Raw genomic sequence first — 25,260 nt, 5'->3', positions numbered from 1 at the left:
TATCATCATACCAATAATATTTTTCAATAATAATCTGTCATCAAATCCTCAATATTCGTTACTAAATCTTTTAATAAACTTAGTTTTGTACGTACATTGATATAATAAAAATTTTTTGTGCCTTCTTTTCGCATTAATATAACACCTGCATCTCGTAAAATCTTAAGATGATGTGATATGGCTGGACGAGAAAGATGTGTTCTTTCAGTAATTTCGCCTACACGCAACCCTGTTTTACAATCTGTTTCCATTAAGACGAAAAGGATCGATTGGCGAGTTTCATCACCGATTGCTATTAGGACATCCTGACAATTAATAAAATCTTCTCGAATGATGTTCATCTTGTCGTATTTATTCATCTTAATAAAACCCCCAAAAGTTAGTCGAATGGTTTAAGTTGATGAACCATTGAATACATAAAACAATAGCACATATCCTTATTTAATACAGTATTGAGAAAGTAAATCGAGACGGATCATATCTTGTACACATCCTCCCTAGCATTTAGGAATTATTGTACGCTAGGCCATTATGCAGAATTCCAAATTTTGATATTCAACAAATTCAAAATGGCAACTATATTTATTTTTTAAATTAAAATAAGCCTATTTAAGACTTATACATCTTAAATAGGCTTATTAACATTTTATATTAGAAGGCTACCCTGAAAATTCATCTTTTTTTATGGTGAAAAATATATATCATGAATGTCTCTGTTTAATTTTGCTATTTTTTTATACATAGATTGATTGTAACGACTGAGCTCCACAAGCGATCTAAGTTTGGTGCGGAGGCTCAAGTCACGCCTTTGAATCGAATTACCAAAAGAGTCTCTAGTAGACTACAGCATGCCTTATATATGGCAGTAAAATGTGCTAATCGTGTTGCATAATAGCCCTTATAATAAAATACATCACCCTTAGCGCTCGAGAATATTAAATTTAACAGAACTTCATCGAATAGGATTCTCAAAATTCCAGTTAGTATAAATTACTGCTGCAGTAATTGGATCTGCGGATGTATCTTCCGTAAACCCGCCTATTAGATTACCCACTCTAAATGTAGGCTCAAATAACTGTTCTTCCTTAGGCGGTGCTGTTGGACCATCTATCCCCAATTTCGTTTCATCTGTAACCACTACTTCCATTCCGTTATCCAACGTAAAGCTCAGTCCATCTTTTCCAACTTCTGTTATGAATCCTTCGATATTAAGCATTACACTTGTAGCAGGAGCTGAATTATCCACCACAATTCTTTCCGTCAAATCTAACGCTGCATCGTTGTTTGTATTTGTTAAAGCAACTACAGCAATTACGGCACAAGCTATTAAACTTCCAGCCATTAATTTTATATTTTTCATATAAACCTTCTTTTCTTTTAGTTCATATTCCATCATCTCTTTCTGCATTTTGCTCTTAAATTCTTCGGAAGCATGAATCTGCTTCATCACTTTCTTATAAGCATTCATCACATTTAACTTCTTCTAAAAAAATTTTTAACTTCATTCGTATCCTTCTCAGCTTTGAGCCTACCGTGTTTATTTTCATCTCTAATAGATTCGCAATTTCTGCAGTCGTGTAGCCTTCGTAATAATGTAAATAAACAATGGCCCTCTCTTGGTGATCTAGCTCAAAAATCTCAGGAAGAACAATTTGTTCCTCTTTTGCAATAAACGTCATCTCTTCTGTAATCGGTACCGTCTTCTTGATGAGCCAAGCCTTTAAATGTGCTTCATTATCGAAGGGCTTTTTCTGTCTCATAAGTGTCATATAGACCTCTTGAACAATATCCTCCGCCTCAGACATATTTTTTGTCTGCTGCACAGCAATTCGTATTAAGGTGTCGCTATAAGTTTGAACAATCTCATGAACACATAAGCCGGCGAACGTTTTCATACTCAACCTCCTTCCCTTCATAATACGATTCATTTTCGTTTATTCGTGCAACAGAAAAATATTTTTCCAAGAATTGAAATAGATTTGTTGTTCATTTATGACAAACATTAATAGAAGAAAGAGAGAGAACTCATCAGTAATAGATAAATTCTCTCTCCTATTAAAGGTTAAGTTGCTTGCTTTTAGATTGATAATTACTCATTTTGTCTAAATTTTCAGCACTGCAAGATGTAGAAAATACAAAAACAGAAAACACAGATTGGACATGACAATTATATTTTATAATTTACATGCAAAAAAAAGTAACCAGTTTCTACTTGATGATAGCGATTCAGCACTTGAGTGCTATTTACTAATTGAAAATAGAAAACACACATAAATTTGTAAATAACCAAATTTATGTGTGTTTTTACTTCATTAATTGTTAGTTTGTCTTGCTTTTATGTCAAAAGCAAAACAAATTAAACAAAATGGTTATGCACTATAATTCTTTAATATTTCCCTTGCATAAAACTGTCGTTATTAACCTAGATAATCAAACAATTGTGTTTTATTGTTTGATTAATTTTTCCAAGGAGAATGTAATATACATTCACAAAAATTTTTTGGTTTATAATTCGGCATAAAAAACTAAACTGCTTCATTAGTTGAAGAAGAAGAATTAATATTTAATCAAATTCTAAAGGTATTTTGTCGATTTAAGAAACATCTTTATGTTCGTAACTACTTTTGTATATTAAGTTTTCAAAGCCATTTTTCTTAAAAACCATATCAGAAAAGTATTAGAAAGTAGCTTAAGTACAGCATGTACTGTTTTGAAAGTTTCCCAGTTTCCCCAAATACTATAAAAACTAAAAAAAGTTTCATAAATTACTGCCAAAATTAAGACGTAATACAACAATTTCGTTATTCCTTGTTTATTTTTTCTCATATTTCAAATCTTAACAAAATATCACAATTTCATATATATGTAATTTTTTCCTGTCCTTGTTCAAACAATACTGCTGCTTTAGTTGAAGACTATTAATCTTTTCTGAACAAAATAAACATTAAAAGGTGGTGTGAAAATGAAAAAAATTATTATAGTTCCTTGTTTTTTACTGTTGTTTCTAATGCCAGCAACATTAACTTATGCTAAACTAGATTATTATCAGCTTACTGAAGAGTCTAAAAAAGAACTAATGATGGACTTGTTTTTTTCACTACTTTTACCGAATGTACAGAGGCAGTTTCTAATTACTATTCAGATTATCTTACTACAAGCCCTACGGTGTATCCGTATCAAATTATTTAATTTATAATAAAGATAAATTTATTATTTAAAGAGGAAAACTTATGAAAACTTCAATCCCCTGTCCTAATTGTCAAAATTCACTTACTATCAAACACTTCAAAAAATTCCCAACACCTTTTAATATGAAGTGTCCACACTGTCAAGCAAAACTTAAAGAAACTAAGATGACTCCACTACTTCTTTTAATAGCAGTTTTCGTAGTTCCCCTATTGATTTATCTAAGTATAAATGTTAAGAGTTTTCTAACAGGCTACTTTCCTATTGTGGAAAAAGTATCTATCGGAATCGTCTTTTCGACTCTCTGCTACCCTATTTATCTTTTATATGAAGATTTCAATGCAGTAGTCATATTTAATAAAGGGAATCTACAACTAAAAAAACGACAGTGATGGAACTTGGTAATACCAACTTTTGTAGTTTTCAATAAAAAGAACTATTTCATTTGTTTCGTATTATAAGTCAAAAGCGACATAAAACATTTATTTCTCTTATTGAACTAACCTGCTGCGCTAGTTTAATAAGAAAAATGCTTTACCCCTTCTTGAAGTAAAGCTCCTGTAAGTTGAATAAGACTTTTCCTTAATCATCAGGGTTTTCTTTAAGAATCCAAGGAATACTAGCTGAAAAGCTAAATTGTAGAACTGGGGCAGGGAAACCTTCTGGCACAAATTCTAAATCTTCTGAAAATCCAAATAAAAAATTCTCTATTTCAATAGTATTCATTTCTTTAAAGTTAGAAGAATTACACAATTCGCCTTCTAACACTCTTCCAACGAGATGATAATCTCCTATGTATAAACGTGTCCCTGCTTCCTCAGTAGGAAATTCTGAAAGATGTGCTGGTTTTGCTGAATGAATCCCAAAATTGTTGAAAATATCGGATATAGATGTCTTTAAATACTCAGAAGCTTCAACATAATTTTTACAGTATAAGCAGTTACAGACCTCTATATCTTTGTTATAAAATTCTCGTGTTCTATCAATATCAACTTCTAATAACCATTTTCCTATTCTAATCTGTTGCAACATAATAATCTCCATTCTGTCTCAATACACTGTTTTTAATTAATTTATATTCAACTTATCTAACTCGAAACCTCTTTCCTTATTCAACTAAACTGCGGCGTTAATTCAATAAGAAAAAAGACTTTACTCCTTCTTGAAGTAAAGCACCACGTTAGTTGATTAAGAATGTAATATTAAGCCTACTCTAATTCACCTATAAACCAAATATCTCTATTATTAATTTCCCCATCTTCATCAGTTATTTCTTCTTTAAATCCTAAGACATTCATATCTTTGGAGATATTTATTCTCCAATCACTCTCAAATTTTCTTTTTTTGGACAGGGGAATCCATTTTTGAAACTCGTCATTTCTATTAAAGAACCCCTCGAAGTGAGAATCACCAGCAAACACTATAATTTGAGAATCAAACAATGCTTGGAAACTAATATAAACAACCACTCGATACTTATCAGGTGTATTTGGTTTGATTTCAATCAAATGCTTAGCCCGTTCTATTAAAGTTTGAACACAAAGTCTCTTAATTCCAAAAGGAGTCCTATCGGAATCAATAAAAACTTGGGCAACTGGTAAATGAAGATGCCAATACCCATTATAAAAATCCAATGGAAAATCAGAAGTTTCCTCCCAGATTCGCTTTATCATATTTCTTGTTTTTCGATTTAAACCCCGTAACTTCTTATTACTCATTTTTATCTCCTATCTTTTTTCCATTCAATTTAACCTTTTTTTGTTTAGTATGGAGTTGCTTATATTTTCCTCGTTTCATTATTGAACTATCCTGCTGCGTTAATTCAATAAGAAAAAGAGTTACCTATGGTAACCCCATGATCTTTAACTAAAGACTCTGTTAGTTGAACAAGAATATTTCCTTGGATCTTACATATCATTATGCTTATAATTACTTCTCATTACGATGATAGCAGAGTTGAACAACTCCAGAGGTAAACGTTTTTGTATTAACCAGTATTAGATTCAACCACTGTTTTATATCAATAAACAAGGGGGTTCCTTCTCCCAGAATAACAGGATGTAATGCTCAGTTCTTTTGCAGGGATCCAGTTTCATAACTGCACGATTATATTATTTCCGTAAACCAACAAAGGTAAAGGGGGCTTAATGCCATAACATTGCTATAAAATTGTAATTCAATGTAGTTGCTAGTGTATTATACAGCGGAAATTCACATGGAAATTATAGAGCTACAATCACAGGTTAAATAAGAAAAAAAGCTTCCTTTTGAAGACTGTTTCATCCTTATATATCCTGTGAGGACATCCATTTATTACTATAAAACCCTAAAATCTTTCATACATTCTCCAAGAATATAGTGTGAAAACCACATCAAATTCTGCTTCATAATAGCCACATTAATTCCTGGCTGGTCTGAACTATATGCCATTCCTTTAAATATAATTAATTCCGTATCAACTTCCATATCCCTTAATCCTTGATATAGCTCATATGCATTTGGAGTTGGAACTCTTTCATCCTTTTCGCCATGTTGGATTAGAGTGGGAGTACAGGCTGAATTAATATATGTCATTGGTGATGTTTTATTATATATATCTGGATCATTCCATGGATTATTTCCTAAATACATCCTAATAAAGTAAGGTATATCTGTATTTAGATAATGGGTTCTCCAATTAGTAATTCCACCTCCAACTGAAATAGCTTTAAATCTACTACTAAATGTAGAACAGAAAGCTGATATATATCCCCCGTTGCTCCATCCCATAACCCCTACTTTATCTTTATCAGCAATCCCATTGTCAACTAGTTTATCCACTCCGGATATAACATCATCGTAGTTAGCAATTCCTAGTTTTCTATAGTTTTCTTTTAAGAATTCATTACCATAACCAGAACTTCCCCTGTAGTTTGGTTCTAAAACTATAAAGCCTTTTTCAATAAACTGTTCAATAGGATATTTCTCATTAAAACAGTCTGAAAATATTGGAAAGGATGCCCAAGCAGGACCACCATGGATTACCACTAATAAGGGATATTTTTTATTTGCGTCAAATTCTACTGGGGTTGATAAAACTCCCTCTATTTCAAGACCATCACTACTTTGCCATGAGATAATTTCCCTGTTACTTTTAAGCTTTCCTTTGAAAAAGCTATTTTCATTCGTTATTTTTTTATCGTCTAAATAGATTTCAAAGGTTTCATTTGTTATAGCCTTATTATAGGATATATGATTTCCATCCATTGTTATAGAAGCATCCATTATAAAGCTATCTACATTTTCGCTTAAGATTTCCACAGTGCCATTCTCAGATAACAACCCAATAAGATAATTAGTTTTATTCTGCCATCTAATTAAAATTCCTTTAGCTGTCCAACGTAATGGAATAACCGAACTATCAAAATCTGTTAATGGTTGAACTAGCTCTCCATTATTAATATCATATATCTCTAGTGTACTGTCTTGAATATGGGTCTTATAGTAATCCTTCTCCATTATGCTTGCTGAGTAACATATTTTGTCGCCTTCAGGAGAAAAGCAAACGCTCCCTCCCAACAGCTTATCTATATTCATCTTTTGTAGCTCTCCAGCTTTAATATCAAGTATGTATAGATCTCCATTAATATAATCTCCCATATTTGGGCTTGGTGTAGCCATAAATACAACCTTTTTCCCATCATTTGAAATATCAAATTCATGGATATGAAAATCCTTACCATCAGTTAGTTGATAAACAACGCCATTTTCGTGTTCATATTTAACATTTTGTATCACTTTTTCTATTTCAACGTAATATAAACAATTATTTTGGTATTCCTTACCTATATGATGGAAATCTCCATATAGTTCCTTACGTTTCTCGATCTCCTCAGATTCTTTTGACTGTGCAACATAATAAAAACCCTTGCCAGTAGGTTCCCATTTGAATTTACTGACCCCTTCTTTCTCATCAGTAATTTGAAACCCACAATAACCATCTATTGACTTAACAAAGATCTGATTTTTCTTATTATCCCCGTCACCAACTGGGCTAAGGTATGCGATATCTCTAGAATCTGGAGACCATAATGGGTTTGTACTTTCTATATTCCTAGTTGTTAATGGGTAACACTGCCCCTTAGCTTTTTCATATATCCATACATGACTCCTATATTTATTGTCTTTCCAGTTAGCAGTCTTCTTGACAAATGCTACGTTTTTGCCATCATCACTTATGTTTGTACCTGATAAGGTTGGTAATGAAATAATCTCTTCTATACTTAGATATGTTTTTTCATTCATTTTCATTGATAAACCCCCACGTAACTATAATCTAATAGGCATAATCAAAAAATTAATTTATCATTTCTTGTTGCAAACAAGTTAATATGTACTATCTATATCCATAGCTGTTAATGGGTAACACTCCCTCATCTCCTTCAACATTAACATAATCTCCTCTATCACAATTTCTGGCTCATCATGATGAATATAATGTCCACTTCGACTTGCAATCCGGTACTTGCTTGAGGTTGACAGCCATTGGAATTCTGCTTGGAGTCTTTGCTCAATTTCCAATATTTCTTGAGATGGCCATCCCTCTTCACCATTATCGGGTAAACCTCTTGTAATAATTGTAAGAGGAAGGTTACTTTGTTTTGAATGATCAACTATTTGCTTATAGCTTTGTATTTTATCAATCTTCTCACTATTCAACATAGGATTCTCGAAATATTCCCTATTTCCCGCAAGCAGATTTTCGGGTAAAACTTTTTCGTAGGCAAGTTCTTTATATTCCGGTGCAGCGTCAACCAAAACCATACCGCTGATGTTCAGTGGATAAAGGCTGGCATATAATCTAGCGACCAAACCACCAAAAGAATGTCCTACCAATATATAGGGCTTCTCCACTTCAAGTGCTAGCAACAATTCGTTGAGCTCCTCGACTAGATCATAGCAAGTCGTCGGGACGGATGCGACTTGACTCCTACCAATACCCGACCTGTTATAGGAAAAGGTTGATGTTTTCTGCGATATCCTGTCTTGGACTTTTTTCCATGTCTCATAACTATCGCCTAACCCTGCTATGAAGATTACACTTGGAATACTGTTACATGAATATTTATTGAATAGTATGCGATTATCACAGATATCAATTGTTTTTTTCATAAAATTAATCCATCCCCAATATTTTGCTTCTATTTATATACGAGAGAAGTTACTATTAGTTTCGTTTTCCCTAGAATTAGCCTTTTTTGAAATAACCTGCTGCTTTAGTTGAATAAAAAAAAGAGCCGTCTATGCAGCTCAATGATCTTTCTCTAAAGCACTCCGTTAGCTCAATATGAACTAACTAAAGCTATGAATTGAATTTGTACGATTTTTATCAGCTAAAAGGAAAATAAAATATCCTACAACGTTAAATATCATGAATACAAAAGCCCACCTAACATTTAGTCTATTTTGGTGGTAAGCATTTTTCATTGCCCAACTAGAAAATAAAATAAAATATAGAAACCCACCTAAAAGCAAACATAAAACACTTAGAGTATGAAAACTTCTTCTTTCTGTTATCACATACCAATCACCGCTACCATTTCCCGAAGGTAGTATCTCAACAAACAACGAATTTGATGTCCATATTTCTCTACTATACTCATAATCAGATTTTGCGCTATCTACATAATCAAATAAATTTTCAAAAGGTATATCCTTAACATTATAAATTTGAACCTTTGAAATATGGTTAGTCTCGTGCACTAAATGTTCTACTTCTTTTTTTTCAGCATTTGAAATTAAACCATCACTATCCAAACTATAACTTACTGCCATAGATGTAAATGACTTTTCATTTAAACTCTCAGTTTCCCTTGACTGAAGAAAACTATAAATTGTAATAGCTATAATGAGAAAAGCTAATGCGAGATAAAGTATCCAATTAGAAATGCTTTCAACACCTTTTTTCAAATAAAACACCCCCTTAATAAGAGATGTTCATAACAGCAAAAGTATTACCTCCTTCTTCAACTAAACCGCTGCCCTAGTTCAATAAGAACAGATACGCTTATTAAACAATCGCGCCCTATAATGGGATAACACTTTCTGTTAGTTAACTTTTTAATTTTTCGTATTATTAAATCGGAAAATAAGATTATATCCATTAAAAGTTTCCCCGTGTTCCTCAACGTAAATCCCATTAGTGTAATTAGAAATTGTCTTCTTCCAAAACCGTTGTCCTATAATGTTTTTTTCTGAAGGATTCGTAAACAACTCCCAATTGCCCTTAAATTGTTCAAACACTGTATTCGCTGCATATTCCGCAATGCCTTGACCTCTTAATGACTGTAGTAAAAAGAATTCATTTATAAAATAATCAATTCCTTTATTGCAATGTGGCGGAGTCGCTATTAGGATAAAACCTGCTGGCTTTCCATCTACTAAAATTAAATAGGGAAATAATATATCTGGCTTTTCCCACCAAATATTTTGAACTTCATACTGATCCTTCAACGTTTGGAAATCATCACTATCTTCGTAAATACCATGTGTATTTGGAACGTTGCCATAATGTCCAGAGAGATCATATAGATACAAAGGATATAAATTTTTTATAATATGTGCAGCATTTTTATCAGTTAATTGTACATCAATTTTCATCGGATCCTCCTCAAAGAATAATAATAGATATAAAAATTATAATAAAAGCAATCCTGTGAAAATATATAATGAACAATTATAAATCATACTTTGCACAAAAAAAGTCACATTAGATTTAATCCAATGTGACATTTACAAACTATTTTTTTGAGTAAACTATTTTTTTAATACTATCGCGAGAAAGAAAGAATCGATCTGAAAGTTGATCTATCTTTATGCCGGCAGAAAATTGTTGACGGATCTCATGGTTTCTACTGTTCAAATAAGTTTTACTCCCAGAGTTTTCGCCCCATTTCTTCCGTGCTCCTTTAGAAATAGGGACGTAAACCACTTCTCCATTTACATACTTTTGTATTTCATTCAGTAATTCTACTGGAAAGATGCTTTCTGCATTTACATATTTCATGTTAGCTTCGCTCCTTAAAATAGATGAAATTTTTAAGGTAGCAAAGTCGTTACTATAAACAATAATCACTTTTCAGGTGGAAACCAATTTCTAGCTCTATACAAACAACCACCTTGTTCATAGTATAAACTTTGCATAGAGCTAATCTTTAAACTTCCCATAATTCTTGTCATAGTGAACCTCCTCACTTTACATAATACAACCTCAGTTACGTTCCTATTAATAATTTCGATAAGGACTGACCAATATCCTTCGAAGTGTTGAACTAAATCCACGTAAATAAGCTACACCTAATGATATGTCCTTAAATAAGTTACTCAACAATCTGGACCGATTGTTGAACACAAGTTAAAAACACTGTTCAACTAACCTGCAGCGTTAGTTTAGTGCGCTATTCCACATACTATTTTACTCGTTGGAACATCGGATGATCTTCCTTAAATTCAATTAAATCCCATAAGTTTCCGTATAAATCTTTGAATACAGCAACAATACCATATGATTGTTCTTTTGGTTCTCTAACAAATTCAATTCCTTTTGCTATGAGATCATTATAGTCTCTCCAAAAATCATCTGTCCCAAGGAATAGAAAAACTCTTCCTCCTGCTTGATTTCCAATAAAGGATGATTGTTCTGGTTTAGAAGCCCTTGCAAGTAATATTGTAGTTCCTGACGAGCCTGGTGGGGATATTACTACCCAGCGTTTATCTTGCTCTTTTTGATATGTATCTTCAATTAGCGTAAAATGAAGTTTTTTTGTGTAAAACTCAATAGCTTCATCATAATCCTTAACAACCAATGCAATATGTACAAGAGATTGTATCATTTTATTAACCCTTCTTTCTTAGCAAAACATAAGCCTTACACCATAATTTATTAAAATGTTCCTCTTTACAAATGTTTTCAGATAAACTATACCAATAATATTGACTTATTTAAATATTCATTTATTGAATGTTTTTATTTCACTAAAATGCTGCTTTAGTTCAATTAGAAAAAAATGTTGCCTAAGCAACCCATGATCTTTAACTAAAGCCTCCATTAATTTAGGTAGAAATTACTTTTCCAGAGTTTGGAAATCTAAAGATTCCCATTTTCAAACAAACCATAACAAACGCCCAAGTAATTCCAGCAACCTCTATTTGAAATGATTTTTCTTCAGATGCCATTACTAGTTCATAATCAAAGGCTTTCTTAAGTAGTATTGTTGTTTTTCAGGTATAAAATATGGGAACGTCCGATTTGGACGTTCCCGTTCTTATTCCATTAAAACCCCCTATAATGGAATAACTGTAGAGCTAAAGAAGCTTTTTCAAAATCTGCGTTTCCCTGCCCAAGCTCCTTGCAGTTTACTAAGGAATACAATTTGCCCAATATGATATGCGTCGTGCATTGCTAAACTCTTCAGTTCAAGCACTAATGAATTATCTTCTCCTGGGATCTGTCTATACAAATCTTCATGTTCAGATTTTGCTAGTATTTTTCCAAGTTCACGATGAACATTAAAGTATTCTTGTTTTGTTTCCTTCCAATTTTCTAAAGTCTCAGTTGGTAATCGAAATGTAGACTTATTATTTTCTGCCTGTGGTTCATTAGCTGTTTCACCAAGAAATCGCATTAGAATTCTCTTTTCATAGAAAAGTAAATGACAAACTAATTCCCAAATGGAATTCATTGCCCCATCAGCTGGTTTCCAAATTGCCTGTTCAAAAGTGATATCCTCTAGCACTTGTTCAAGTGGTGGAAACCAGTCTTCTTCATCTAAGCAACTTGCCCATTGTTGTAACAAAAGTGTTTTTACATCCATTTTCTATTCCCTCCAATTTAATATCTCCCTTTATATATACAAATTCGATTTACTTATTAAAACTCCTTCTTGTTCAACTAAACTGCCGCTTTAGTTCAATAAAAAAAAGGCTTTACTCCTTCTTGAAGTAAAGCATCCGTTAGTGTAAGTGAGTAAATGCATAAACACTAAAACAAAAACAAATAAAGGCAATTATAAATAACAATGTTTTGGTAGCCTGATATGGCAACAGTCTCAATAAGATGACAACGAATAAAGCGATGATGGCACCGATGATTGAATCAGCTCCAGAACCATCTAGACCATCGTTTTCGTGTCTTTTTTTATTATAGGAGAATCCACCAAATAACGCTACAAAACCAATCAAAACAGACATTGCACCCAATAAATCCATTATCTCACCCTATTAATAGCGATACCTTATTTAATAATTAATTATAATTAACATAATGTCTTTTGTAACTTGGGAAATTTCATCTTTTTTCAACAGAAAAAAGCTTCACTCCTTCTTGAAGTAAAGCACTACGTTTGCACAATAAGAAAGGACCAAAGTATGGTCCCTTCTTTTGGAAATATTCTATCGACCTATCACTCGGTTACAATTTTTATAACTGCCATTTCCTTACCGAACCTATCACCATTATCAATAAAACCCAAACTCGAGTATAAATTATGTGCTCCGAAGTTTTCAGGGTGATAACCTACAACAATTTTTTTTGCATTCGGTAATTTAGCTATCTCTGAAATCATTAACTTAGTTGCAGCTTTACCTATACCCTTGCCTTGGTGTTCCTTATCCACCATTATTCTATAAACCCAATAACCATCAAGTTCTTCTTGAACAGTATTGTACATCAAAAAGCCAACTATTTTCTCTTCATCATAAATAGCATATGGCTTTAATGTAGGCTCAAACTTTGACTGAGCAATTGATATAGCATTGGGCTCCATGTATTCTTTTTGTTCTGTTGATACCTCTAATTCGCAACAGTCGTACCAATTTTCTGCATTTAATTCTACGATTTTCACATTTTCTGTACTCATAATTTTCCCCTTTCAAAATTCGGGGAAACACTAAATAACTTTGTTAAGTAGTCGTTATCCCCTTGTAGTCATTAATAATATAAATTCTCTTATTTGTCATAATGATCTCCTCCTCTAACAACTATTAACTAAAAATTATATCAATTAATTTTTAGACTTTTTAATTATACTATTTTTCTCCATTTAATTCCTTCTTAAAATAATTTTACTTTCTTATTCAACTAACCTGCCCCTTTCGTTCAATAAGAAAAAAAGGCTTTACTCCTTTTTGAAGTAAAGCACCTCGTTAGTTGAAAAAGAAATTTTATTTTCAAGTTCGAATTTCATTGAAATAATTAAAACTCTTCTTTTATGATAGAGTGCATTTTTAAATCTCGATGTTTTCCTTTCACAAATATACCTTTTCTAATTATCCCTTCAAAAGACATTCCCGCTTTTTCCATTACTCGTGCTGAACCAATATTTTCTACATCACACCTTGCTTGAATACGAACTAAATTCATTTCTTCAAAACCGAATTTTATTATTTCCTTTGCTACTTCAGTAGTTAAACCTTTTCCCCAATAGCTTTTAGAAATAACATATCCGATTTCAGCAATTTTATGATTTGGTTGCCACCAAACAAAATCGATTGTCCCGATAAATTTTCCATTTTCCTTGTATTCAATTCCCCACGGTGAAACCTGCTTGTTTTCATATTTGTTCAATACAAATTCAACAAAATCTTTTGTATCAGATATTGTTTCGTGGGTATTCCAAGTTACATACTTAGATACTTCTTCATCTGAACCGTATAGATGCATATCTTCAATATCTTCTAAAGTGACTTTTCTAAGAATAAGACGTTCTGTTTCTAATATAGGTAAATCACCATATATTTTCTCAACCTTCATTTAATCCCCTCCACTAATTACTTGCTAAGAAACACTACTTCTATAAAGAGGATGTCTGTTCCTCCTTCTCCTTGTTGAACTAAACTGCTGCATTAGTTCAATAAGATAAAGGCCTTAATCCATCCAGATTCAACGCCCTTTAGTAGCCCTCAAATTTTTCCACTTTTGAAGTCCAAATTCTATAAACATTTTTACCGTCTTCCTTTATTTTATCTTTATGCACAATTACCTCTACATTTAGGTAATCTGCCCATTGTGGAAGTAGTTCGGTTAAATAATCAATTACTTTTTCATCTGGAGTTCCATAACCAACATTTATTTCTCTAAATAGACAATTTGAGAAATCTGGATACAATGAGTTTGTCCATTCATAAACCTCCATCTGGGAATCAAAAATCCTCTTATCTTCTGGATATTGTCCATTGAGCCATTGGATTTCCATAAACAAGAGCCTCAAGCCATGCCCTCGGAAAGCGAGCGCCGGAACGGAAATCAACAACTCGTTGAATGGATCACTATCTTTAATTTGTTTTTTATAGAAATAACTTTTGACTTGAGGTAAGAAACGTCAACCTGCAGCGGAAATCAACCAGTTCTAGGCATAAAAAATTTATATATTTATTCTTTTAAAAACAACCTATGATTAAAAACTTCCAGGAAATTCACATTTAATTTATTGACAATTATGAATTGCAGAACTATAGTTGGTATTGTAAGGGCTTACATTTTATTGCCAAAAACTAAAACGTTTTCGTAAATAATGCTTTCACGAATTAATAATTCACAGGATCCGTTCTCTTTAGGATTCTTCGAAAACGTTTTCGGATTCTTGACTTTTACTTCATGAAAGGAGAATCACATATTTTGATAAATTATTCACAAGGCAAGGGTGAACTAGAGAATTGGATTGTTTCGGAAGTGGAATTCCATCCAGATACACTTGGAAAAAGCGAGGCAATCATGTGTCTTGGAAATGGCTATTTGGGATTACGTTCTGCTCCAGAAGAGCCATATAGAAATGAAAGAAGAAATTTGTTTGTTAATGGTACTTTTAACAAAGCAGAGGAAAACGAAGTCACTGAGTTGCCAAATTTGGCGGATGTTACAAAGATTGATATCCGAGTAGATGGTGAACGATTTAGTCTTGAATTTGGCAAAACTAGGGACTATGTACGTCAATTAAATTTAAGGACAGCTGAACTGACAAGAAATATTGAATGGACTTCTCCTAAGGGGAAAATAATTCAATTTCAATTCAAACGGTTTGTCTCCCTTCATAATTTGCATTTGATTGGGATGAAAATGATAGTAAAAAGTGTAACAGATCCGGTTCAAATCTCCTTTGATACTGGTATTGATGCACAAATGACCAACTCAGGCTCACAGCATTTTCTTGAAGGGGAGCGTAGAATATTTGATAAAAAATTCATTCAATTGGTTCAAACTACGAATGAATCAAATATTGATGTTGTTATTAATACTTCTCACAAAATTATTATAAACGGAGAGGAAAGAGTCTTAGAACCTGACATGAACATGACTCGCCGTAAAGTATGGCTTACATATGATTTGTATCTCCAGGCTGGTGATACACTGGAAATGGAAAAGTTAACAACTGTGTATACTAGTCGTGATAAAGAATATGTTCACTCCGAATACAATATTCTCCAACTACGAGAGAATTCATTAAATGATATATACGTCTATTCTGAAAAAGGATATGAATTGCTTTTTCAGTCTCATCAAGACATATGGCTAAATAAAGTATGGAATGCATATAACTTAGAGATTAATAGTAATGATTCCTTTGATCAACTTGCATTACGTTTTTCACTTTATCATTTAACCATTATGGCACCTGCACATGATGAAAGAATGGGAATCGGTGCGAAAGCATTGAGTGGTGAAGGGTATAAAGGACATTCGTTTTGGGATACAGAATTATTCATCCTCCCATTTTTCATCTTTTCAAATCCAAAAGTTGCAAAATCACTTTTAATGTATCGCTATCATGGTTTAGAAGGAGCAAGGAAAAAAGCAGCTGAAAATGGATATGTTGGAGCAATGTTCCCTTGGGAAGCAGCTTGGCCGACTGATGGAGAAGTAACACCGAAACTTGGGGATATTGATATCGTAACTGGTGAACAAACCAAAATATGGTCAGGATTTATAGAACAACATATTTCCGCAGATATCACTTTTGCAGTTTATCAATATTATAGTGTAACCGACGATAATGCTTTCATGAATAGCTATGGATATGAAATTATTTTTGATACAGCAAGGTTTTGGGCAAGTAGAATCGAGTGGAACGAAGATAAGCATGAATATTATATTAACGATGTAATTGGTCCCGATGAATACAAAGAACATGTCAATAATAATGCATTTACCAATTATATGGCCTATTTTAATATGAAACTAGCAATCCATTATTATGAAAAATTAAAAAATGAAGACTCAAAAATAATAACAAATTTGAATAGAAAGTTAGATTTAAATAATTCATATCAACTTTGGCGGTCGGGAGTAGAAAAGATCTTTTTACCTAAACCTCGAGCAGAAGATCTAGTAATACCACAGGACGATACGTACTTAGAGCTAAAGGAAATAGATCTCACAAAATATAAAAACCAAGAAAATGTTCGAACGATCTATCGAGACTATAATCCAGAACAGATTAATTCAATTCAAGTGACAAAACAGGCTGATACATTAATCCTTATTTACTTATTGCAACAAACTTTTTTGCATGATGATCCTCGTTTTTCAGAAGCTGTCAAACAAGCTAATTTTCATTATTATGAGCCTAAGACATTACACGATTCTTCTTTAAGTTTAGCCACTCATTCAATTTTGGCAAATGATATAGGGGAGTTTGACTTAGCATATTCATTATTTAAAAAGGCTTGTGAAGTCGATTTGGGACCTTTGATGAATACTTCTGACGATGGAATTCATGCAGCGTCCATTGGGGGGATTTGGAAATCTGCAATCTTAGGTTTTGCTGGGATTAGACTTGTAGGTGGAAAACTTAGTATCAATCCAAAATTACCAAAACACTGGCATCAAATGCAATTTACAATTCATTGGAAAGGTCAACCCATAACAATTTTCCTTACTCCTTCATTTATATCTTTAAAAGCTGAAAACAAGGTTAAGGTAGAATTTGACATGTATAAAAATACGTATGAGTTTGAAGATTATATTGAAATAGAATTCGATTCGATAAAGTGAATAGTTCTGAATATTTATGTAAACGTTTTCAAATGATGCGACTATCATTCTCATATAAAACTAAGAGAAAGAAACAACTGCAGGTAGTTATAAAATGCTTTGTCATTTTATTCTATAGAAATTCAAACTAATGGGGGAGGAATTCAAATGAAGTTCCAAAAAAGAACGTTCGGTAGTTTATTATTAGTAGCATTATTAATGATTTTGGCTGCATGTAGTGGTAATGATGAAGGTGGAAAAGCAAGCGGAAATAAAGATGGAGCTGGAAAATCATCTAACCAAAAAATCACCATATTCCAAAGTAAAGTTGAAATTTCTGATCAGTTAGAAGCGCTAGCAAAGGAATATACGAAAGAGACTGGCGTGGAGGTCGAAGTTTGGGGAACAACAGGGGATGATTACTTCCAACAGCTGCAGATCCGTATGAATAGTAATCAAGGACCATCCATCTTTAGTCTTCAAAATATTACGGAAGCAGAAAAAATGAAATCATATGTTTACGATATGAATTCAGAAGGATATGTAAAAAATATTGCACCTGGAATGGAACTTAAAATTGATGACAAAATTGTAGGAGTTCCTTATGGAGTTGAAGGATTTGGATTGGTTTATAACAAAGACCTAGTTAAAGCTGAAGACGTTGCTGATTATGACTCTTTTGTACGTACTTTAGAAAAATTTAAAGCAGAAGGTATTAATGGACTTGGGCTTTCAAAAGAAGCATATTTCTTAATTGGTCATATTAGTAACTATCCTTTTGCATTACAAAAAAATCATTATGAATACATTGATAAGTTGACCGACGGGAAAGTAACAATGGCTGAAACGAAAGAGTTCCAAGAATTTGGGAAGTTTATGGATGCGATTAAAGCAAACACTCCAAGTCCTTTAGATGTGACATATGATAAAGAAGTTGGGGATTTTGCTGCAGGAAAATCAGCAATGATTCATCAAGGAAACTGGGCTTATGGTATGCTTTCAGATTTCGATGTAAACTTCGACATAGGTATGCTTCCATTCCCATTAATGGGTAATGATAAATTGGCTGTTGGAGTCGGAAATAACTGGGCGATCAATGGTAAAAAGGATGAAGCCGAAGTTAAAGCTGCAAATGATTTCTTAAATTGGATGTTTACAAGCGAAATTGGTCAGCGATATATTGTAGAGGAATTTGGTTTTGTTCCTGCTTTGACAAATATTAAGTCCGATAAATTGGATCCTTTATCTCAAGATGTGTTGAATGCTTCTAATAGTGGTAAAACAATTCCTTGGGCATTAAATTACTACCCAGCAAATATAATTCCAAATGATTTTGCACCAAAAGCAGAAGAATTCTTCTTGTCAAAAGATATGACGGGTAAAGAACTTGTTGATAAGTTAGATGATGCATGGAAAAACGCTGTAAAGTAAGTGTTTGAACAATAGACAATTAGATTTTATATTCTGGGCATCTCTTTTTAAGAGGTGTCCAGTACTTAGCTTTTAGTGATTAGACAAACTACATGAAAGAAGTGATGACATGCCAAATAAAAGTAATAAATGGTGGTATATATTATTTACTACTCCGCTATTGTTAATTTTTATAACAGTAGTGATAATTCCATTTTTAATAGGAATTTATTACTCTTTTTTTGAATGGGATGGTATTTCAGCAAATCCAAAAGTGTTTGTTGGATTGGATAATTTTACACGATTATTTGGGGATACTCGTTTTCTAGAATCTACTGGAAAAACAGTATTATTTACATTGTTAGCAGTAATTTTTGTAAATGTAGTTGGCCTCTTATTTGCACTCCTCGTGACATCTAAACTTCGAACTGCGAATGCGGCACGTACGATGATATTTATGCCTTATCTAATTGGTGGATTAATTTTAGGGTATATTTGGCAATTTATATTTTTAGATGTTTTTACTCTCTTCGGTAAAGTAACAGGATTCGACAATGTATTTTTTAATTGGCTTATCGATGTTGATTACGCTTTGTATGCTTTAGTTTTCGTTTTTACTTGGCAAATGGCTGGATATATCATGATTATTTATATAGCAGGTATTCAAGGAATTCCTAATGATGTAATTGAAGCAGCTAAAATTGATGGGGCAAACGGATGGCAAAGACTTAGAAAAATTACTTTTCCACTTTTAATGCCTGCTTTCACGATCAGTTTATTTTTAACACTTTCATCGGCATTTAAAATATACGATGTCAACCTATCTTTAACAAATGGGGGACCAGCTAATTCTACAGAAATGTTTGCGATGAATATTTATAATGAGATTTTTGGTTATAGTAATTATGGATTTGGTCAAGCAAAAGCAATTGTTTTCTTCTTTATCGTTGCTGCTATAACACTTACACAAGTTTATATTACGAAGAAGCGGGAGGTAGAAATGTAATGAGGAAAATACGTGAATTTACAAAAGAAATATTGCTTCTCATAATTGCCCTTTTCTTCCTATCCCCTATTTACATAATAATTGTAAACTCTTTTAAAGATCGTCAGGAGTTATATGAAAATGCACTAGCATTTCCTAAAAATTTTAGTTTTAAATATTATTTTGAGGCTATGGAAAAGATGAACTTCTTAAACGCTTTGGGAAATTCATTGTATATTACGATTATATCTGTAGGAATCATAGTCGTCTTGTCGTCTATGACTGCATGGATGTTAGCAAGAACGAACAATAAGCTGAGCAAGTTTATTTTCATGACTTTTATCGCGACGATGCTTATTCCTTTCCAAACACTTATGATGCCTTTAATGCAACTCATGAGTTCAATTACGAATATTTTACACATTCCTATGTTCAATACTCGTGAAGGATTAATTTTTATGCATGTTGGATTTAGTTCGAGCATTTCAGTCTTTCTTTATCATGGTTTTGTCAAATCTATTCCATTTACTCTTGAGGAAGCAGCCACAATTGATGGAGCATCCAAGTTCGGGGTTTTTTGGAGAATCATATTCCCAATGTTAAAACCGATTACTGTTACAGTGTTGATTTTAAACGTTATTAATATTTGGAATGACTATCTATTGCCTTCACTTACACTTACTGATAAGGGACTACGTACAATACCACTATCAACTTTTTATTTCTTTGGGGAGTTTACTATTAAGTGGAATTTGGCAATGGCAGGTTTAATGCTAACTATCATTCCCGTAGTGATTTTCTATGTTCTTGCTCAAAGACATATTATTAAAGGTATAGGGGAAGGAGCAGTTAAATAAGTTCATTCTTGCAGGAGGGATGAAAATGAGAGAGTTTCCAGGTTTAATGGGAGTATTGTACAGTACTACGGAATGGATTATGCGGTTTTCTGTTATAAATGTATTTTGGTTTCTCATGAATATCCCCAACGTAATAATTATTTTAAGTTTTTACTTCAATATTTCAAGTAATGAATTTCTTCTATATTTAATACCGTTAGTAATTTTAATACCTGCATTATTTTTCCCAAGTACGATCGCTATGTTTGCTACTGCGCGTGACTTGGTGATGAAAAAAGACCAAAATTCCATTACAAAAGCGTTTTTCTCCTACTTAAAGTCTTACTATAAGAAGAGTTTTCTATCAGGGATAATCTTGATGTCTGTTTGGCTCACTTGGGTTGCTGATTTATATTATTTTAAAAATGAAAACGACTTAATTAGGACGGTGATTTTGTTAGTAGGGATACTATTGTTTGTGTATACAATTAATTTCTGTTCATTAATTGTACATTACTATATGAATATTAAGACTCTACTCATCAACACGTTTTTTGTTACGTTTGGAAATCCTGTCTTGTTCTTTTTTGTCTTAGTTAGTAATTTCCTGTTGTTTTATATAAGTGCATCAAAGTTTCTATTCTTGTTTCCTATTTTTACAGGATCATTAAGTGCATTTTTTTCTTTTTCTGTTTTTTACCGTTTTACTTTAAAAATAGAGAAAAAAGCAATGTCCATTAAAAGTAGTTAAAATAATTAATAATGTAGGAAGTGACTAATTGAAATGGCTACGATAAAAGATGTTGCTAAAAAAGCAGGTGTTTCTATAAGTATTGTGTCAAAGGCATTTAATAATTATGTAGATATAAACGAAAAAACTCGACAAAGAATATTTGAAATAGCAAAAGAACTAAATTATACGCCTAATATAGTAGCTAAAAATTTATCATCTAAAAAGCAAATGACAGTCGGATTGATTTCATCTGGCGTTCTAAACAACAATGAAAAGGATAATAATGCGTTTGATATATTCAAAGGGGTATATACAACTGTTTCGGAAAGTCAGTTTGAATTGTCAATCTATCTAATAGATTCTTTGCGGCAAAAACAAAAAAGCTATGCTCAATACTGTAGGGAGCGAAATATCGGGGGGGCTATTTTACAAGGAATCCGTACAGATGATCCATATTATATGGAATTAATCGATACTAATATACCTTGTGTAGTTCTCGACATTATGACAGAAACAGACAATGGACTAATCGGGAGTGTCTCCATTAACAATGCCGAGGCTACCAGAGAGATTACCAGATATTTATTAGAGCGTAACCATCGAGATATTGTCATCATGGCAGGGACTCTTGAAACTTACGTAAATAAAGAGCGTATTAAAGGAGTGCAAGATGCCTTTAAAGAAATGAAGTTGGCATTTAATGATGAGAAAGTGCTATATGCGCAATTTTCAGAGGAAGAAGCTTATACTTTAGCGAAAAAATACTTGCAAACGAAACAACCCACTGCATTTCTTTGCTTTAGTGATCTAATGGCATTCGGTGTAATGAAAGCTATAAAAGAAGCAGGATTCAGAATTCCAGAAGATATTTCTGTTACTGGATTCGATGATTTAATGTTAAGCAGTTATACACAACCACAACTTACTACGGTTAGTCAGAACTTTTTTGATATCGGAAGGTTATCAGCTGTTCTATTGCAAGACTTAATTGAGAATAAATTGGATCTACAACATATTTATGCAGAACACCAGTTAATCGAACGGGGAAGTGTCAATACACTTGATAACAACTGATATAGAAAGGAAAGAAACAAATGATCCTATACCCACAGGCATTTATTTACGATCTTGATGGTGTTATTACCGATACAGCAGAATTTCATTTTTTAGCGTGGAAGAAGCTTGCAGATGAACTAGGCATATCGATTGATAAACAGTTTAATGAGCAACTCAAAGGAATAAGTCGTATGGAATCTTTAGAGCATATTCTAAAACTAAATTCTTCCTTATTAAAATTGACTAGTGAAGAAAAGGTAAGACTAGCAAACCAAAAAAATGAATACTATTTAGAGTTAGTGGAATCTATTAATTCATCGAATATTTTACCGGGAATTGAAACTCTATTGAGTAAAAATAAAGAACAAAATATTAAAATTGCGCTTGGCTCAGCAAGTAAAAATGCCCCTCAAGTATTAGATAAGCTAGGACTTACTAAATACTTCGACTATGTCGTAGATGCTTCGAAGGTTGAAAAAGGAAAACCGGATCCAGAGACTTTCACGACTGCTGCAGATTACCTCGGTATTCCTTATACCAAATGTATTGGTATTGAAGATGCTGCTGCAGGTATTGAGGCTATCAATAAAGCTGATATGTTTTCCGTAGGAGTTGGGGCTGTAGAACATTTATCTCATGCTGATTATTTAGTGGGAGATACTTCAGAATTGATTTTTGAGGAAATCGTAAAGCAATATATAGAGAAAAGTGTATTTCTATAAGATACATATGGAGGAGTGAAGGCTTCATGACCTGGAAATTGACTAAATCAGAGCTTGATAATCAAAACCTTTTGCTAAATGAAAGCCTTTTGTCTTTGGGTAATGGTTACTTAGGTGTAAGAGGTAACTTTGAGGAGGGCTATGAAGATACATACAATACGATTCGCGGTACATATATTAATGCTTTTCATGATGAAATAGAAATTAGTTATGGAGAGAAATTGTATGGATTTCCAGAGACTCAGCAAAAAATCTTGAATGTCATTGATGCACAAACCGTACAAATCTATTTTGATGAGGAACTTTTTTCTTTATATGAAGGGGAAGTACTTAACTTCGAAAGAAACTTGCATATGGATGCAGGTTATGCTGAACGAATTGTACACTGGAAATCTCCAAAAGGGAAAGAAGTTCATATTTCCTTCAGAAGGCTCATTTCTTTTGTTACAAGAGAACTATTTGCTTTAGAAGTAAAAATAGAGCTTTTAAGTAATGTGGAGCAGGTAAAGATTGTTTCGTCGGTAAATGGAGATGTCTCAAACTTTGTGGATAAAAATGATCCTCGAGTTGCTTCTGGTCATGCAAAACGTCAATCTGTGGAAGAAATTCGCAAGGATGACAATTATAGTATAATTAAAAATAGAACGTATGCAACAAAACTAGAAGTGGCATGTGTAACCACTTCCAGTATTGGATTAGAAGATTATGAATATAGGAGTAATACGTATGATACTAGTGTAGTAGAGACTTATATATGTGAGGGTAATAAAGCAATTCACTTTACAAAGTACAATGTTTACTCAGATACATTAAGACACGGGAAAGAAGTAATTGAAAAAGCAATTGCTATTCAGCAAAAGTTAAAAGTTGCTACCTTTGAAGAATTGTTAAAAGAACAAAAAAAATATCTAAATAAATTTTGGAGTAAATCTGATGTGATTATTAATGGAGATTCAAAACTTCAAGAAGGAATTCGATTTAATCTTTACCAACTCTTACAATCCGTCGGTAAAGATCCAGTAAGTAATATAGCTGCAAAAGGATTATCTGGTGAAGGGTATGAAGGACATTATTTTTGGGACACAGAAATCTATATGTTCCCTGTTTTTTTAATGACCAATCCGAGCATCGCAAAAAATTTATTAGTACACCGATACTCTATTTTAGATAGTGCTAGAAAAAGAGCAAAAGAGATGGGACATAGAAAGGGAGCATTATTCCCTTGGAGAACGATTACTGGTCCGGAAAGTTCGGCATTTTTTCCAGCAGGAACTGCACAATATCATATAAGTGCAGATATTGCGTATAGTTATATCCAATATTATTTAGTAACAAAAGATGAAGCATTTTTAAGAGATTATATGGCAGAGGTCCTTTTCGAAACCGCTCGTTTATGGATGGATACAGGTCATATGAAAAATGACCTTTTTAGAATCGATAGTGTAACTGGTCCAGATGAATACTCTTGTATTGTAAATAATAATTATTATACAAATGTCATGGCAAAACATAATTTACTTTGGGCTGCTAGAGTGTATAATCTTTTAAAAGAAAAAGATAAAAATTATTTAGAGCAATTATCGGAAAGGTTAAAACTATCACAATTAGAAGTGGACGAATGGAGCAATGCGGGAGAAAAGATGTATCTTCCATATGATGAGAAATACAAAATCAATGCACAAGACGATAGTTTTTTACAAAAGGATCGCTGGGATTTAGAAAATACGCCAAAAGAAAAATTTCCACTTTTGCTAAATTATCATCCATTAACACTTTATAGATACCAAGTTTGCAAACAAGCTGATACTGTCCTGGCACACTTCCTATTGGAAGATGAACAAGATCTTGACACGATAGAAAATTCCTTTAACTACTATGAAAAAATTACAACACATGATTCTTCGTTATCTTCCTGTGTATTTAGTGTGATGGCTTCCAAATTAGGATACAAAGAAAAGGCATATGAGTATTTTAGAGAAACTGCCCGTCTCGATTTGGAAAATACACATGGTAATACAAAAGATGGTCTTCATATGGCAAATATGGGTGGTACATGGCTAGCTATTGTTTTTGGATTTGCTGGTTTACGTGTAAAGGAAATTGGTCTTTCTTTAGCACCTTTTCTTCCAGATGATTGGGAGTCACTTGAGTTTCATTTGCAATATCAAGATAGATTAATAAAGGTAATTATTGAAAGAAATTCTGTAACCTATTTGCTAATGGAAGGAGAAGGATTGACCCTTTCTCACAAAGGAAATTTTATTTATCTAGAACCTGGAAAAGAAGTGAAGGTTTCATAATGTAATATATAAAGCCAAAACATTGGA

General features: G+C 32.8%; 25 protein-coding genes and 1 pseudogene. 9 read left to right on the top strand and 17 right to left on the bottom strand.

Annotated elements, in window-relative coordinates; translation table 11 throughout:
- Window positions 1-23 precede the first annotated feature (23 nt).
- The 3 genes from ACFVR1_RS04655 to ACFVR1_RS04645 all read right to left on the bottom strand — a co-directional run bounded on the left by ACFVR1_RS04655 (window position 24) and on the right by ACFVR1_RS04645 (window position 1,895).
- On the bottom strand, window positions 24-359 hold the full coding sequence (locus ACFVR1_RS04655) for an ArsR/SmtB family transcription factor (protein ID WP_387580966.1): 336 nt from the start codon (window positions 357-359) through the stop codon (window positions 24-26).
- 593 nt (window positions 360-952) lie between these two features.
- Complete coding sequence (locus ACFVR1_RS04650; protein ID WP_387580963.1) at window positions 953-1,468, bottom strand: hypothetical protein; 516 nt, start codon at window positions 1,466-1,468, stop codon at window positions 953-955.
- On the bottom strand, window positions 1,455-1,895 hold the full coding sequence (locus ACFVR1_RS04645) for an RNA polymerase sigma factor (RefSeq protein ID WP_387580960.1): 441 nt from the start codon (window positions 1,893-1,895) through the stop codon (window positions 1,455-1,457). The genes ACFVR1_RS04650 and ACFVR1_RS04645 overlap by 14 nt, the downstream gene beginning before the upstream one ends.
- A 1,067-nt stretch (window positions 1,896-2,962) precedes the next feature.
- Between ACFVR1_RS04645 and ACFVR1_RS04640 the strand changes: the two genes are divergently transcribed.
- Window positions 2,963-3,196, top strand: a complete 234-nt coding sequence (locus ACFVR1_RS04640; protein WP_387580958.1) for a hypothetical protein — start codon at window positions 2,963-2,965, stop codon at window positions 3,194-3,196.
- 572 nt (window positions 3,197-3,768) lie between these two features.
- Here the strand turns inward: ACFVR1_RS04640 and ACFVR1_RS04635 are convergent.
- The 14 genes and pseudogenes from ACFVR1_RS04635 to ACFVR1_RS04570 all read right to left on the bottom strand — a co-directional run bounded on the left by ACFVR1_RS04635 (window position 3,769) and on the right by ACFVR1_RS04570 (window position 14,417).
- Window positions 3,769-4,218: a hypothetical protein gene (locus tag ACFVR1_RS04635; protein WP_387580955.1), complete on the bottom strand. Its 450-nt coding sequence runs from the start codon at window positions 4,216-4,218 to the stop codon at window positions 3,769-3,771.
- A 176-nt stretch (window positions 4,219-4,394) separates the two neighbouring features.
- Window positions 4,395-4,904, bottom strand: a complete 510-nt coding sequence (locus ACFVR1_RS04630; RefSeq protein WP_387580952.1) for a DUF3916 domain-containing protein — start codon at window positions 4,902-4,904, stop codon at window positions 4,395-4,397.
- 211 nt (window positions 4,905-5,115) lie between these two features.
- A pseudogene (locus ACFVR1_RS04625) lies at window positions 5,116-5,253 on the bottom strand (dihydrofolate reductase family protein); the annotation flags it as partial.
- Window positions 5,254-5,502: 249 nt separating this feature from the next.
- The gene (locus tag ACFVR1_RS04620; RefSeq protein WP_387580949.1) at window positions 5,503-7,476 is read right to left on the bottom strand and encodes a S9 family peptidase; all 1,974 of its coding nucleotides are present in this window, start codon (window positions 7,474-7,476) and stop codon (window positions 5,503-5,505) included.
- 75 nt (window positions 7,477-7,551) lie between these two features.
- Window positions 7,552-8,337 carry an alpha/beta fold hydrolase gene (locus ACFVR1_RS04615; protein ID WP_387580946.1) on the bottom strand — a complete coding sequence of 262 codons (786 nt, stop codon included), beginning with the start codon at window positions 8,335-8,337 and terminating at the stop codon, window positions 7,552-7,554.
- A gap of 180 nt (window positions 8,338-8,517) precedes the next feature.
- Window positions 8,518-9,135, bottom strand: a complete 618-nt coding sequence (locus ACFVR1_RS04610) for a hypothetical protein (RefSeq protein WP_387580944.1) — start codon at window positions 9,133-9,135, stop codon at window positions 8,518-8,520.
- A gap of 150 nt (window positions 9,136-9,285) precedes the next feature.
- A complete protein-coding gene (locus ACFVR1_RS04605; protein ID WP_387580941.1) occupies window positions 9,286-9,825 on the bottom strand; it encodes a GNAT family N-acetyltransferase in 540 nt (179 codons plus the stop codon).
- 139 nt (window positions 9,826-9,964) lie between these two features.
- Window positions 9,965-10,231, bottom strand: a complete 267-nt coding sequence (locus ACFVR1_RS04600) for a CD3324 family protein (RefSeq protein ID WP_387580938.1) — start codon at window positions 10,229-10,231, stop codon at window positions 9,965-9,967.
- A 403-nt stretch (window positions 10,232-10,634) separates the two neighbouring features.
- Complete coding sequence (locus ACFVR1_RS04595) at window positions 10,635-11,057, bottom strand: VOC family protein (protein ID WP_387580936.1); 423 nt, start codon at window positions 11,055-11,057, stop codon at window positions 10,635-10,637.
- A gap of 486 nt (window positions 11,058-11,543) precedes the next feature.
- A complete protein-coding gene (locus ACFVR1_RS04590; RefSeq protein ID WP_387580934.1) occupies window positions 11,544-12,038 on the bottom strand; it encodes a DinB family protein in 495 nt (164 codons plus the stop codon).
- A gap of 139 nt (window positions 12,039-12,177) precedes the next feature.
- Window positions 12,178-12,432, bottom strand: coding sequence for a hypothetical protein (locus ACFVR1_RS04585; protein WP_387580932.1), 255 nt, complete (start codon window positions 12,430-12,432; stop codon window positions 12,178-12,180).
- A 194-nt stretch (window positions 12,433-12,626) separates the two neighbouring features.
- Complete coding sequence (locus ACFVR1_RS04580) at window positions 12,627-13,082, bottom strand: GNAT family N-acetyltransferase (RefSeq protein ID WP_387580929.1); 456 nt, start codon at window positions 13,080-13,082, stop codon at window positions 12,627-12,629.
- Window positions 13,083-13,417: 335 nt separating this feature from the next.
- The gene (locus tag ACFVR1_RS04575; protein ID WP_387580926.1) at window positions 13,418-13,975 is read right to left on the bottom strand and encodes a GNAT family N-acetyltransferase; all 558 of its coding nucleotides are present in this window, start codon (window positions 13,973-13,975) and stop codon (window positions 13,418-13,420) included.
- 139 nt (window positions 13,976-14,114) lie between these two features.
- Window positions 14,115-14,417 (bottom strand): hypothetical protein, encoded by a 303-nt coding sequence (locus tag ACFVR1_RS04570; protein ID WP_387580924.1) that lies wholly within the window; start codon window positions 14,415-14,417, stop codon window positions 14,115-14,117.
- A 422-nt stretch (window positions 14,418-14,839) separates the two neighbouring features.
- Between ACFVR1_RS04570 and ACFVR1_RS04565 the strand changes: the two genes are divergently transcribed.
- From ACFVR1_RS04565 to ACFVR1_RS04530, 8 genes are all read left to right on the top strand, one after another.
- Window positions 14,840-17,212 (top strand): glycoside hydrolase family 65 protein, encoded by a 2,373-nt coding sequence (locus tag ACFVR1_RS04565; protein ID WP_387580922.1) that lies wholly within the window; start codon window positions 14,840-14,842, stop codon window positions 17,210-17,212.
- Between the two features lie 147 nt (window positions 17,213-17,359).
- A complete protein-coding gene (locus ACFVR1_RS04560) occupies window positions 17,360-18,622 on the top strand; it encodes an ABC transporter substrate-binding protein (RefSeq protein ID WP_387580919.1) in 1,263 nt (420 codons plus the stop codon).
- A gap of 109 nt (window positions 18,623-18,731) precedes the next feature.
- Window positions 18,732-19,607 (top strand): carbohydrate ABC transporter permease, encoded by an 876-nt coding sequence (locus ACFVR1_RS04555; protein WP_387580916.1) that lies wholly within the window; start codon window positions 18,732-18,734, stop codon window positions 19,605-19,607.
- The gene (locus tag ACFVR1_RS04550; protein ID WP_387580913.1) at window positions 19,607-20,443 is read left to right on the top strand and encodes a carbohydrate ABC transporter permease; all 837 of its coding nucleotides are present in this window, start codon (window positions 19,607-19,609) and stop codon (window positions 20,441-20,443) included. The genes ACFVR1_RS04555 and ACFVR1_RS04550 overlap by 1 nt, the downstream gene beginning before the upstream one ends.
- A gap of 25 nt (window positions 20,444-20,468) precedes the next feature.
- A complete protein-coding gene (locus ACFVR1_RS04545; RefSeq protein ID WP_387580911.1) occupies window positions 20,469-21,173 on the top strand; it encodes a YesL family protein in 705 nt (234 codons plus the stop codon).
- A 33-nt stretch (window positions 21,174-21,206) separates the two neighbouring features.
- The gene (locus tag ACFVR1_RS04540) at window positions 21,207-22,229 is read left to right on the top strand and encodes a LacI family DNA-binding transcriptional regulator (RefSeq protein ID WP_387580908.1); all 1,023 of its coding nucleotides are present in this window, start codon (window positions 21,207-21,209) and stop codon (window positions 22,227-22,229) included.
- 20 nt (window positions 22,230-22,249) lie between these two features.
- The gene (pgmB, locus tag ACFVR1_RS04535; protein WP_387580905.1) at window positions 22,250-22,933 is read left to right on the top strand and encodes a beta-phosphoglucomutase; all 684 of its coding nucleotides are present in this window, start codon (window positions 22,250-22,252) and stop codon (window positions 22,931-22,933) included.
- Window positions 22,934-22,959: 26 nt separating this feature from the next.
- Window positions 22,960-25,233, top strand: a complete 2,274-nt coding sequence (locus ACFVR1_RS04530; RefSeq protein ID WP_387580902.1) for a glycoside hydrolase family 65 protein — start codon at window positions 22,960-22,962, stop codon at window positions 25,231-25,233.
- Window positions 25,234-25,260: the final 27 nt, after the last annotated feature.

It is taken from the genome of Psychrobacillus sp. NPDC058041 (assembly GCF_042885655.1).
In the GTDB taxonomy this organism is placed as follows: domain Bacteria; phylum Bacillota; class Bacilli; order Bacillales_A; family Planococcaceae; genus Psychrobacillus.
Note: the sequence above shows the minus strand (reverse complement) of the source record. Positions and strands in the feature narration are given on the sequence as shown.